The sequence below is a fragment of the Bacillus sp. CDB3 genome, from assembly GCF_002081505.1.
GTDB classification, from domain to species: Bacteria; Bacillota; Bacilli; order Bacillales; family Bacillaceae_G; genus Bacillus_A; species Bacillus_A cereus_AT.
In genome coordinates this window covers 59,529-72,871 of record NZ_ALBR01000091.1, presented here as the reverse complement: position 1 = coordinate 72,871, position 13,343 = coordinate 59,529, and the positions used below count along the sequence as shown (strand labels likewise).

The following is a 13,343-nucleotide window of genomic DNA, read 5'->3' as shown; positions in this document are numbered from 1 at the left end:
CATTGTGTTTCTTTCTTATCAACGGCTGAATATTTCTTTCTAGTATGTGAGTGGCAAAATTTTGTTTAGGATGCTCGGAGTATTGTATGAAAAACGCTATATATGTTTATGGGATGATTTTCAATGGGCAGTTACCTTTCAAATATTCTAGCTTGGCATATTACAGAACAAAATTTATAGATTGCTGTTCATAGAGGAAGACAATTACAGTAAGGAGGGAAAGGAATGGGCGAAGAAAACCAACCAAATTATACGATTTCACAGGAAAACTGGTCCCTCCATCGCAAAGGATATGACGACCAACAACGCCATCAAGAAAAAGTGCAGGAGGCAATCAAAAATAATTTACCAGACCTTGTAACAGAAGAAAGTATAGTTATGTCTAATGGCAAGGATGTTGTGAAAATACCGATTCGTTCTTTAGATGAATATAAAATTAGATACAATTATGATAAAAATAAACATGTTGGGCAAGGAAACGGTGACAGCAAAGTTGGTGATGTCGTTGCGAGGGATGGATCAGGTGGTCAAAAGCAAAAAGGACCAGGAAAAGGGCAAGGGGCAGGAGATTCAGCTGGGGAAGATTATTATGAAGCAGAAGTCTCAATTTTAGAATTAGAGCAAGCGTTTTTCAAAGAATTAGAGCTGCCGAATTTAAAGAGGAAAGAAATGGATGAAAACAGGATTGAGCACATTGAATTTAATGATATTAGAAAAACAGGATTATGGGGAAACATTGATAAGAAACGAACGATGATATCAGCGTATAAACGAAATGCGATGCGTGGTAAAGCATCCTTCCATCCAATTCACCAAGAAGATTTAAAGTTTCGTACTTGGAATGAAGTGTTAAAACCAGATTCAAAGGCTGTTGTATTAGCGATGATGGATACGAGTGGATCGATGGGAATATGGGAGAAGTATATGGCACGTAGCTTCTTTTTCTGGATGACAAGATTTTTACGCACGAAGTATGAAACTGTGGACATTGAGTTTATTGCTCACCATACGGAAGCGAAAGTCGTCACAGAAGAAGAGTTTTTCTCAAAAGGAGAAAGTGGTGGAACGATATGTTCTTCCGTATACAAAAAAGCACTTGAGCTAATCGATAATAAATATTCACCAGACCGTTATAATATTTATCCATTCCATTTTTCAGACGGTGATAATTTAACTTCGGATAATGCTAGATGTGTAAAGCTTGTTGAAGAGCTGATGAAAAAATGTAATATGTTTGGGTATGGGGAAGTGAATCAATACAACCGCCACAGTACACTCATGTCAGCATATAAAAATATTAAAGATGAAAACTTCCGATACTATATTTTAAAACAAAAAGCAGATGTATTTCATGCGATGAAGAGCTTTTTTAAAGAAGAATCAGGAGAAAAAATGGCATAACCCCTTTTGGAAGGGGTTATTTTTTGTAAACTTTTTATTATTTTAGTTGACAATGATAATGAAAATCATTATCATTTATTCGAGAAATGATTACATTTTGAATTATATATTTCGGAGGAGATGTAAAGTTGAAAAAAAATAAAAGAAAACATATAAATGCGATGGTTATAGCGGCGGCGTTATCACTTCCGTTTGCTGTGTATTCAACACCTGCTTTAGCAGCCGTAGCAATTGAGGCGAACAAAACGGGACATGCTTTAGAAGATGGTACATATGATGCTATTATTAAAGCGTATAAAGATAAAACGAATGAAGAGTCCATGGCAGCTGTTTATATAAAGGATCCGAAATTAACAATTGAGAATGGAAAGAAAATTGTAACGGCGACGTTAAGTGATAGTGATTTCTTTCAATATTTGAAAACAGAGGATATTCATACTCCTGGTGTGTTCCATGATGTGAAAGTAATATCAGAAGATAAAAAGAAAAATGGAACGAAAGTGATTCAGTTTGAAGTAGGGGAATTAGGAAAGAGGTATAATATGCAAATGCATATTTATATTCCGACAATGGCTTATGACAATAAGTATCAAGTACAGTTTGAAGTAAATGCATTCAATTTAGACCATAATGTTCCAGAAGAACAAAAGGAAAATAAAGAAGAACAAAAAGAAGAAGCAAAAAATATAGTAGTGGATAAAAAGTTACAACAATACATTAATAAAAATGCTTTAGGTCGAAAAGATATAGATGCACCAATAACGAAAGCCGATGTATTACAAATTAAAGAACTAGTGGTATATGGTGGGAAAGGGATTAATAATTTAGCCGGTTTAGAGCATATGGTAAATTTGGAAACTATCAGATTGAATGAGTCTGAAGTGAGTGATTTATCGCCAATTGCTAATTTAAATAATTTGAAGTTTTTAGATCTTTCCTCTAATCAAATTGAAAATATTGAGCCAATTACTGGGCTGAATAAAATTCAAGATCTTTCTTTAAGAGATAATAAAATTATTGATTTGAAGCCATTAAGTAACTTGAAAAAAGTTAGAGTATTAGATTTAGTCGGTAATAAAATTGAAAACATTAAGCCGCTATTTACAATGCCAACTCTAGGTAAGTTGTATGTAGCTAATAATAATATTAGTGATATAACAGGAATTGAACAGTTAAATAAGGTAAAGGAATTATGGATTGGAAATAATAATATTACTAATCTTGAATCTATTAGTAAAATGGAGAGTCTTATTAAACTGGAAGTAAGAGACGCAGAAATTAGAGATATTACACCGCTAGCTAAAATGAAAAACTTACAATCACTTGATTTAGAGGAAAATTATATTTCTGATGTATCAGCACTTAGTGAACTAACTAATTTATACGAACTTAATTTAAATACAAATGAAATTTCTGATGTAAGACCTATTCAAGATTTTGGAAAGCGTTTTGTAGTGAAAGTTCATAGACAAAAAGTCTTTTTAAGTGAAGGAACAGCAAATGAAGATATCAAGATGCCTATATACGATTTAAATGGCAAACCTCTTCAAAATATTAAATGGGTAAGTGAGGGTGGAACATATAATAATGGTTTTGTAAAATGGAACAGTCCTGGAGAGAAAGCATACGAGTTCAATTTAGAAACAGGTTCTTCAGAAAATAAAGTACGTTTTAATGGAACAGTTATTCAAAAAATAGTTGCAGGGCAAACAGATTTAAGTGTTATTCCTGATAAAAAACTACGAGAGCATATTAATAAACATAGTTTAGGTAGAACGGATTTGAGTACACCTATTACGAAAGGAGATTTATTAAAGGTTAAAACATTAAAGATTACTGATGGAGGGAAGAGTGGAATAAAAGATTTATCTGGATTAGAGTATATGGAAAATTTAGAGAATCTGAATTTGGAAAAATTCGGGTTGAAAAACATAGATTTTATCTCGAATTTGAAAAACTTGAAGTCCGTTAATTTAGCAAATAATAAAATAGAAAATTTAGAGCCATTAGCTAAGTTAGGAAAGGTTGAGACATTAAATATAAGCAACAATAATATCCAAAATATAAAACCATTATTTACATTAAATTCGCTGAAAAAGTTAAATGCTTCAGCTAATAAAATTAATAATGAATCTCTTCAAGGAATTCAAGAATTCAAAAATTTAGGGATACTAATAATAAACAATAATGACATTAGTAGCTTGGAAGCTATTAGTGAAATAACTAAAATGGATGAATTAGAAATTAAAGGTAATAAAATAGTAGATCTAACTCCTTTAACTAAAGCAAAAGAATTAAGATTTTTAGATTTATCAGATAACCTAATTAAGGATATAACGATTTTTAGTTCCATCAAAGAGTTACATAAATTAAAGCTGGCGGGAAATGAAATTCGTGATATAAAACCAATTATTCAACTATCTCCGTTTGTGACAATCGATCTTAGAAGACAAAGAATTATGTTAGAAGATGCTCAAGTGAATCAAACGGTGAAAATTCCTGTTTATGATGTGGAAGATAATCCACTTGAGGATATTAAACTGAAAAGTGAAGGCGGAATAATCAATGAAGAAGAGGGTACAATTGTATGGAGTACTCCTGGAGAGAAAAAATATGAGTTTGCTTTTGATGGAACGAAGTATTATGGGCTTGGTATATTGTTCAGTGGGGAAGTAATTCAAAATATTGTAGAAAAGCCAAAAGAAGACCCAAGTAAGCCAGAGTCGGAAGAAGAAAAGCCAAAAGAAGACCCAAGTAAGCCAGAGTCGGAAGTAGAGAAGCCAAAAGAAGACCCAAGTAAGCCAGAGGCAGAAGTAGAGAAGCCAAAAGAAGACCCAAGTAAGCCAGAGTCGGAAGAAGAAAAGCCAAAAGAAGAAGGAAGTAAATCAGAGACAGAAGTAGAAAAAGAAAAAACAAGTGAACCTGTAACAGAGATTGAAAATGGAAATGAGCCAGAAGCTAATGTTGAGAAACAAAAAGAGGGCTCAAATGAATTAGAAACGGCTACGGTTCAAAAGGGAAAAGCGGTACAAGCACAGGAAGTAGTGAATCAAGTAGCGAAAGAAAATGTGTCAGATAAACAAGTTAATAGTAAGAAAGAAGAAAGTAAGAAATCTTTAGCAGCAACGGGTGGACAAGAAAATAATGTATCTTTATTTGGTGGCCTGGCATTAGTTTTATCTGCACTTAGTATGTTTGTGTTTAGAAAAAATATATTTAAAAAATAAATAACGTTTTATCTTATTATATAATTTTAAGGGGATTCGCTAGAAGGATACGAATGGAAAAGTAGATATGCATTAGGGATAAATAAGTACTTTTCCAATGTATGTTTAACTTTACTTTTTGTGGAAAATAGTATATTATGTAGATATACAATATATCGGTTATTTACTAGGAGGAGCCTGTCACAATAGGTTTCTCCTGTTCTTTTTTAGAGACCTGTCTTACAGGTTTTTCTTTAAAAAGTAAATAACTGAAAATTAAGATTAATAATCTTTGAAAGAGGTGAGGCATACACATAACAAAAAAGGGATTGTTTAAGAAAGGGGGATAAAAATGATGTTGTTCGGTTATCCACTTGAAACAATTTATTTATACGGATTTATAATTGCAACTATACTTACTGTTATTTATATCTTTTTTGGAGATATTTTTGAATCAATATTTAGTGTTGGAGGCGGATCTGTATCCGTTGTAACGTTGCTACTTAGTTTTTTCGCCATGTTATGTGGACTTAGTTATATAGGAGAATATTTATACTCCTATAACAGTCTCGTTATTTTCGGGGCTTCATTTGCTATATCTTTTATCGGTGTTTTCATAATGAAAATACTAATTTTAAAACCAATTGCAGAAGCAGAACAAAACACGGTGCAACGTATGGATGAATTCATTGGTTGCAAGGGAGAAGTTATTACGACAATTCCTACAGAAGGATTTGGTGAAGTATTAATCTCCTCTAAATTTGGAAGTAATGCAATACCAGCGAAAACGATTGGGAAAAAAGATATTTCACAAGGAACCGAGGTCATTATTGAGGGAGTTCAAGATGGTGTTTTACTTGTACAAAAAATCGCTTATTCTTTAAAAAAACCAAAATTATAAGGGGGAATTTACATGACGATTCCATTAATTATCGGTGGAGTTTTACTCGCAATTTTAATTCTACTTATTTTAGTATTCATTACGAAGTATCGAACAGTTGGCCCGGATGAAGCATTAATTGTGACAGGGAACTGGCTTGGTGGTGGAAAGAATGTTGTTACTACTGATGACGGAAAGAAGATTAAGATTATCCGCGGGGGTGGTACTTTCGTAGTTCCAATTATGCAAAGAGGAGAGCCTCTTAGCTTATTAAACTACAAATTAGAAGTTGGAACACGTGATACGTATACGAAACAAGGTGTACCGATTACAGTAAACGGTGTTTCTATTATTAAAGTAGGATCGACAATTGAAGAAGTATCTACAGCAGCTGAACAATATTTAGGAAAAGAAACGGAAGAGTTAAAAATAGAAGCAAAAGAAGTGTTAGAAGGGCATCTACGTGCTATTTTATCTTCTATGACAGTAGAAGATGCTTATAGTAATAGAGAGCAATTCGCACAAAAGGTACATGAAGTAGCTTCTACTGATTTGAAGAAGATGGGTCTTCGCATCGTCTCCTTTACAATTAAAGAAATAATGGATAAAAATGGATACTTAGATGCGCTTGGTCAGCCACAAATTGCAATGGTTAAGCGTGATGCAACAGTTGCGAATGCAGAGCGTGAAAAAGAGGCACGAATTGAAAAAGCTCGTGCTGAGAAAGAAGCAAAAGAAGCAGAATATCAACGTGATGCACAAATCGCTGAAGCTGAAAAACATAAGGAATTAAAAGTACAATCTTATAAGAGGGACCAAGAACAAGCTCGTGCAGATGCGGATCTTTCTTACGAATTACAACAGGCGAAAGCGCAACAAGGTGTTACAGAAGAGCAAATGCGAGTTAAAATCATTGAGCGTGAGAAACAAATTGAATTAGAAGAAAAAGAGATTGCGCGTCGTGAAAAGCAATATGATGCAGAAGTGAAGAAAAAGGCAGATGCAGATCGCTATGCTGTTGAACAATCAGCAGAGGCTGAAAAAGTAAAACAAATGAAAAAGGCAGATGCAGATCAATATAAAATTGAAGCAGAAGCAAGAGCGCGTGCAGAAGAGGTACGTGTGGAAGGTTTAGCGAAAGCAGAAATTGAAAAAGCGCAAGGTCAAGCGAAAGCGGAAGTACAAAAGGCACAAGGTACAGCGGAAGCAGATGTTATCAGGTTAAAAGGTTTAGCAGAAGCAGAAGCGAAACAAAAAATTGCAGAGGCATTTGAATTATATGGTCAAGCGGCAATTATGGATATGGTTCTTAAAATGCTTCCAAGTTACGCGAAAGAAATTGCAAGTCCACTTAGCAATATTGATAAAATTACAGTTGTTGATACAGGCGGCGGTGGTAAGAATAGCGGTGCCGGGAAGGTTGCAGGATATGCGACTGATTTAATGGCAACAATGCAAGAAACATTAAAAGCTTCTTCTGGTATTGACTTAAAAGAACTATTAGAAGGATTTGCAGGGAAAGGTGCCGTGCAACAACTATCAAATGATAAACCTGTAGTATCAGTAGTAGAAGATGAGAAAAAAGCAGTAGAAAAAGATAAAGAATAGTAAGACGGAAAGAACCTCTAGTAAATGGCAGTAGAACTACAAGAAATGATTGATAAATTTAAAGTGTAATAACAATTATTAAGAAACGAGGTAGTAATTTTACTTCGTTTCTTTTTTTATGAAGATAAAGATAAAGAAATATATAGTAACCGTGTTATGATTAAACGTGATAATAAAAAACTGTATTTTCTTTAAATTCTATCTTTATTCATGTTAGGGGAATGGTTTTGACATTTAAAAAATTAAAGCTACAACCGAGAATTACATTAACTATTAGTACACTTATTCTTGTTGTACTGCTGTTAACAAGTTATTTATTTTACTATATATTATCTGAAACGGTAGAGGAACAAATTGGAAAAAGGGCATTACATGTTGCAAAAACAGTTGCTGCTATACCGGAAATCGGGGAAGCTTTTCAAAAAGAAAATCCAGCTTCTATTATTCAGCCAATTGCAGAAAAAATTCGAATCGAAACAGATGCCGACTTTATTGTAGTTGGAAATAAAGATGGTATTCGCTACGCACATCCTATGCGAGATAAAATAGGAGAGAGAATGGTTGGCGGAGATAACAAAGGGGTTCTATTAGAGGGGAAGTCTTACGTTTCGGAAGCAACGGGATCATTAGGGCCTTCATTACGAGGAAAAGCCCCAATTCGTAATCAGGATAATGAAATTATTGGCGTAGTTTCTGTTGGATTTTCAATGGATGATATTCATGGAGCGATAGAAGTATATGGAAAGCGTGTGTTTTGGATTACAATAATAGGTCTGTTAATTGGGATAATTGGCTCTATATATTTAGCAAGAAGTATAAAACGAATGATGTTTGGAATGGAGCCAGAGGAAATTTCATCTTTATATGAGGAGCATAGTACAGTTATTCAATCCGTACGTGAAGGGATTGTAGTAATCGATAAAAATGGAATGGTTAGTTTAGTAAATCAAGCAGCACATGACATTCTTTCTTTAGATAAACAACAAAATATAATGGGAGAATTTATTTTAAATGTTATTCCTAACTCATCGATACTGGATGTACTTCAAACTGGCGAAGAACAATTTGATCGTCAATTAAATATAAAGGGACAGGATGTTATTGCTAATCGCCTACCTATTAAAGTTAATAATAAAGTAACTGGTGTAGTATCCAGCTTGCGCTTGAAATCTGAGATGGATCAATTAACAGCGGAATTATCTCAAACACGGCAGTATACAGAGGCATTACGGGCGCAAACGCACGAATATAACAATTTATTGTATACGCTTTCGGGTCTTATTCAATTAGAGTCTTATGAAGATGCTTTAGAGCTTATTCATAAGGAAACGGCAGTATATCAAGAGTTCGTTCAATTTATTATGAAAAGAATTCAAAATCCATGGTTAGGTGGGATTTTAATTGGATTTTATAATAGGGCACGAGAGTTGAAGATTGATTTTATGCTAGATCGAGAAAGTAGTTTAGAAAATTTAAGTCCACATATTGAGAGTAACTACGTTGTTTCTATTTTAGGGAATTTGATCACGAATGCATTTGAAGCAATTGAAAGAAATCAAGATCATGATAAGAAAGTAAGAATGTTTGTAACAGACATTGGGGAAGAAATATTAATTGAAGTAGAAGATTCAGGACAAGGTGTTCATGATGAAATAATTACAAGTATATTCTATAAAGGTTTTTCGACGAAAGTGGGCGAAAAACGTGGATATGGATTAGCAAAAGTGAAAGAGTTAGTAGAAGATTTAAATGGGAGTATTGCGATTGAAAAAGGGGATTTAGGTGGTGCTTTATTTATCATTGCATTACCGAAAGAGAGAGGCGAATTGTAATGAATGAGGGGATTGAAGTATTGATTGTAGAAGATGATATTCGGATTGCGGAAATTCATCGTCGTTTTACTGAAAAAATTGAGGGGTTTAAAGTAATTGGAACAGCAACGACTGGAGAACAGGCGAAGGAATGGTTAGAATTTGTAAAGCCGCAGCTCGTTTTATTAGATGTATATTTACCTGATATGCAAGGGACTGAACTCGTCACATATATTAGGCATAATTTGCATGATACAGACATTATTATGATTACAGCTGCGTCAGAAGCAGATGTCGTACGTCATGCTTTACGAGGAGGAGTAACAGATTATATCGTAAAGCCACTTATGTTTGATCGATTTAAAACAAGTTTAGAAAATTATCAAAAGAAGATTATGCAGTTAAAGAGAAATGACCAATTATCACCAGAACAAATTGAACATCTCTGGTCCCAAAGAGGGGTGAAGGGCAACTCAATCGAATACGCCCCAAAAGGAATAGATCCTTTAACTTTAGCAAAAATAAAAAAGCATATGTTAACAGTTAATGAAGAAGGTATTACCGCAGAAGTGTTAAGCTCAATGGTCGGAGTGAGTCGATCAACAGCGAGGCGATATTTAGAGTATTTAATATCTGGAAAGAAAGTACATGCAGAGCTTATATATGGAAGTGTAGGCAGACCGGAGAGAAGGTATTTTCTTGTTTCTTCATAACAAAAAAACAGTAGAGGATTTTATTTTCTCTACTGTTTTTTACGTCTTATATTGGAATAATCCCAATTACAATTCCGGTAATTAGCATTACCATTGTCGTTCCAACAGCCCAAAGTAAAGTAAAGCGTTGATGTTCACCAAAATCAACTTTTGCCATACCAACTAATAAATAAGTAGAAGCAACGAGTGGGCTTAGTAAGTGAACAGGTTGCCCGAGTAATGAAGCGCGTCCCATTTCAGCTGCACTAATTCCGTAAGCAGCGGCAGCTTTTGTTAAAATAGGTAGTACACCGAAGTAAAAAGCATCATTGGACATGAAAAATGTGAACGGCATACTGAGAAGAGCTGTAATAATTGGTAGTTGTGGTCCAAGAGCATCTGGTATAAGAGTCACTACACTTTGAGCCATTGCATCTACCATTTTTGTCCCTGATAGAATACCGGTGAAAATTCCAGCGGCAAATACGAGAGAAACAACTGCTAATACGTTTCCAGCGTGAGAAGCAATACGTTCTTTTTGTTGTTCCAAGTTTGGATAATTAATCATAACCGCAATAGCAAAAGCGACTGTAAATAAAACAGGTAACGGCATAACTTCTAGTATGAGACAGACGAGTAGGGAAACAGTTAATAAAAAGTTAATCCATAGCAGTTTCGGGCGTTTATGTATTTCTGCTTCGACTGTCGCAGCTTGCTCATCCATTGTTTTCATGTGTTTTAAATATTGTACATCCATAATTCCTAAACGTTTTCTTTCTTTTTTTCCAAGATAGTAGGCAACGAAAACTACCCAAATTGCACCAGCAATCATTCCTGGTATAAGTGGTGTGAAGAGCTCTGATGCATCAAGTCCAAGAGCACTCATAACCCGAGCAGTTGGTCCACCCCAAGGTGTAAGATTTGTAACACCTGCCCCTAACATAACAACCCCAGCTAATATAAGCGGATTCATCCCAAGACGTTTATATAGTGGATACATTGCGGAAACTGTAATCATATATGTTGTTGTTCCGTCACCATCTAATGAAACGATAATAGTAAGAATAGCTGTACCAACAACAATTTTTAAAGGATCTCCTTTTACAAATTTTAAAATTTTACTAATGACAGGATCGAATAAACCGCTATCAATCATAATTCCGAAATATAAAATGGCGAACATAAGCATAATACCAGTAGGTGCTAGCTTTTGAATTCCTTCTAACATCATAGGGCCCATATTGGCATAAAAGCCACCAATTAATGCGAAAATAATTGGAACTAATATTAATGCTACTAGTGCAGACATACGTTTCGTCATAATCAAAAACATAAAGACAAATACCATTGTAAACCCGAGTAATGCTAACATGTAATCTCCCCCTCTAAAAAATGATTGCGCTTTCAGAATAAAATAAAAATTCAGATAAAAGGTTTTTTATTTATAATAAAAGGTTCAATTTGAATGGTAAATAATTTGAAAAATAACATCATTAGAAGCATAATCTTTATTTTGATCATTTTGTTCACAGGGTAATTTTGAATTTTTAAAAAGATAAATGCCTTCGTACAAGAATGGTAGAATAAGATGGAAATAGCGAAGCGTGAAGTAGGGAGTAGATTTTGAATGCAAACAAGAATAGAAGAAATTTATAGTTCGTGTAAAGGAAAAGTAGAAGAGATTTTTATTAATGAATCCTCTTACGTATATGAATGGGAAAAGTTAATGATGATCCGAAAAAATGACGGTGAGATTGAAAAAGTCGCAGTAGGGATCAGTGGGAATATAAGATTAGTAAATGTAGAAGTTGGACAAAACATTGATACGGATACATTATTAGTTAAGTTAGAAGATGATTTATTAATTACTGGTTGTGAATGATGAGAGATGTGTAGAAGTAACTGCACATCTCTTTTTTGTTCCATATATTACAAAAAGAACATTGTTTTTTCACAAATCTCACACAAGTTTTTGATATCCTCCTTGTGGAAGATACGGTTAGGGAGGAAATAAAATGAGAACAAAATATGTGATGCTTGCTATATGCTTATTCTTTGTCTTTACAATAGTAGGATGTGGTAAGAAACAAGCAGAGGCTGTGGCAATTGATGAGGAACATGATAAATGTGATATTTGCCAAATTGGGGTAATGGATAATCAATTTGCAACAGAAGTCATTTTAGAAAATGGAAAAGCGTTAAAGTTTGATGATATCGGTTGTATGTATAAATGGATGGAGATCAATTCAGGTGAAAAGACGAAAGAAAAATTTGTTCGAGATTATGATTCGAAAGATTGGGTTTCGTTAGAAGATGCTACTTACGTATATGATAAAACAATAACGACACCGATGGCTTATAGTGTCATTTCATTTGAAAATAAAAAGAATGCAGAGAATTTTGTGTCTAACTATAAAGGGAAAGTTCTTTCATATAAAGAGCTAGCAGAGCATAAATGGGAAATGAATAAAGAGATGATGGGGAACCCAAAAAAGGGAAATCACGGTGGGCATCATTAATAATAGAAAGAGACAACTATATAAGTTGTCTTTTTCTATTATTAATGAGATGAAAATAAGAGGAGAAAAGGTGTAAAATAATGAGCAGAACGGTTACAATGGAGTATAGTAACCTAGAGCGATGTTTATGTATGTTTTAGTACATGTATACAAATGCGGTAAAATCGTGCTAAACTAATTGCTTCATAATGTTAATGATGAGGCCATCAGGCGTATCATTCCAATAGGTTGAGAAACATAGTATAAGTTTAAGATAATCCGATTAAAGAAGGAATCTAAAGGGCTTATGGATAAATGTACTCAAGAAGAGTTATTGTATGTGATGGAGGAATGGTTAAGAAAACATTATCTTTCATAGGAGCTGTAGTTGTGAGAAAACAAAAAATTTTATTATGTATGTTATTAGGACTTTTAATGACGGTAGTGGCTTGCGATAAGCAAGAAGAACCAGAACCGAAACCGGTTCATGTGAAAAACGAAAAGAAAAAGGAAAAGCATAAAGAACAAGAAGAAGTTAAAGAAGAAAAAAGTATAAATTTAATGGACAAACAGTTGTTACTTTCAGCGACTCTTGGAGACACAGAGACAGCTATGAAGTTGATTCAGGATGGAGCGAATATAAACGTAGAAGGTGACAACGGAGAAACGCCTGTCCTTGCAGCAACGTATCAAAATCATGTAGAGACAGTTAAAGCATTAATTGGTGCAGGTGCTAATATTGAAAGTAAAGATGAGAAACAAAGTAATCCATTTCTTTATGCAAGTAGAGAAGGATATACAGACATTGTAAAGCTACTAATTAATGCAGGGGTTAATACAAAAGAGACTACTAAATCAGGTGGAACAGCACTCATTTCAGCATCTGAACGTGGCCATGTAGAGGTCGTAAAAGAATTATTAGAGCATACGGATATTGATGTGAATTATAGAAATGCTCGTGGTGGAACAGCTTTAGTAGAAGCAATCGTATTAGGAAATGGTAGTGAAAGCCATAAGAAAGTAATTCAAATGCTTATTGACCACGGGGCAGATGTAAATATGGCCAATAAGGAAAATATTACGCCGCTGCAATATGCTGAAAAAAGAGGTTTTAAAGATATTGCGAATATGTTGAGGATGGCTGGAGCGAATGAAGTAGTACAGCCGCAACCACAACTGACGGAATAACAAGCTGAAGAAATAAAAAGTACGAAATAATCCCATTTAGATAGACAGAATGAAGAAAT

Annotated in this window: 10 protein-coding genes; 9 read left to right on the top strand and 1 reads right to left on the bottom strand. The window is 34.1% G+C overall.

Annotation, left to right across the window (positions count from 1 at the left end; translation table 11 throughout):
* Positions 1–225: 225 nt before the first annotated feature.
* The 6 genes from yhbH (at position 226) to CDB3_RS21905 (ending at position 9,619) form a co-directional block, all read left to right on the top strand.
* The gene (gene yhbH, locus CDB3_RS21930; RefSeq protein ID WP_098501682.1) at positions 226–1,401 is read left to right on the top strand and encodes a sporulation protein YhbH; all 1,176 of its coding nucleotides are present in this window, start codon (positions 226–228) and stop codon (positions 1,399–1,401) included.
* Between the two features lie 128 nt (positions 1,402–1,529).
* Positions 1,530–4,628, top strand: a complete 3,099-nt coding sequence (locus tag CDB3_RS21925; protein ID WP_128855947.1) for a leucine-rich repeat domain-containing protein — start codon at positions 1,530–1,532, stop codon at positions 4,626–4,628.
* A gap of 331 nt (positions 4,629–4,959) precedes the next feature.
* Entirely contained in the window at positions 4,960–5,508 is a 549-nt protein-coding gene (locus CDB3_RS21920) for an NfeD family protein (protein WP_128855946.1), read from the top strand.
* A 12-nt stretch (positions 5,509–5,520) separates the two neighbouring features.
* Entirely contained in the window at positions 5,521–7,095 is a 1,575-nt protein-coding gene (locus tag CDB3_RS21915; protein ID WP_097832253.1) for a flotillin lipid rafts scaffold protein FloT, read from the top strand.
* 221 nt (positions 7,096–7,316) lie between these two features.
* The gene (locus CDB3_RS21910) at positions 7,317–8,927 is read left to right on the top strand and encodes an ATP-binding protein (protein WP_128855945.1); all 1,611 of its coding nucleotides are present in this window, start codon (positions 7,317–7,319) and stop codon (positions 8,925–8,927) included.
* The gene (locus tag CDB3_RS21905; protein WP_128855944.1) at positions 8,927–9,619 is read left to right on the top strand and encodes a response regulator; all 693 of its coding nucleotides are present in this window, start codon (positions 8,927–8,929) and stop codon (positions 9,617–9,619) included. Before CDB3_RS21910 ends, CDB3_RS21905 begins: the two co-directional genes overlap by 1 nt.
* Positions 9,620–9,665: 46 nt before the next feature.
* Here CDB3_RS21905 and CDB3_RS21900 read toward each other — a convergent pair whose 3' ends face one another.
* Positions 9,666–10,970: a CitMHS family transporter gene (locus CDB3_RS21900; RefSeq protein WP_097832255.1), complete on the bottom strand. Its 1,305-nt coding sequence runs from the start codon at positions 10,968–10,970 to the stop codon at positions 9,666–9,668.
* Between the two features lie 255 nt (positions 10,971–11,225).
* On the opposite strand from CDB3_RS21900, the gene CDB3_RS21895 reads away from it, so the two are divergent.
* The 3 genes from CDB3_RS21895 to CDB3_RS21885 all read left to right on the top strand — a co-directional run bounded on the left by CDB3_RS21895 (position 11,226) and on the right by CDB3_RS21885 (position 13,284).
* Positions 11,226–11,480: a hypothetical protein gene (locus tag CDB3_RS21895; RefSeq protein ID WP_097832256.1), complete on the top strand. Its 255-nt coding sequence runs from the start codon at positions 11,226–11,228 to the stop codon at positions 11,478–11,480.
* 133 nt (positions 11,481–11,613) lie between these two features.
* Positions 11,614–12,117 carry a nitrous oxide reductase accessory protein NosL gene (locus tag CDB3_RS21890; protein WP_128855943.1) on the top strand — a complete coding sequence of 168 codons (504 nt, stop codon included), beginning with the start codon at positions 11,614–11,616 and terminating at the stop codon, positions 12,115–12,117.
* Positions 12,118–12,411: 294 nt separating this feature from the next.
* Positions 12,412–13,284, top strand: coding sequence for an ankyrin repeat domain-containing protein (locus CDB3_RS21885; RefSeq protein WP_128855942.1), 873 nt, complete (start codon positions 12,412–12,414; stop codon positions 13,282–13,284).
* Positions 13,285–13,343 lie beyond the last annotated feature (59 nt).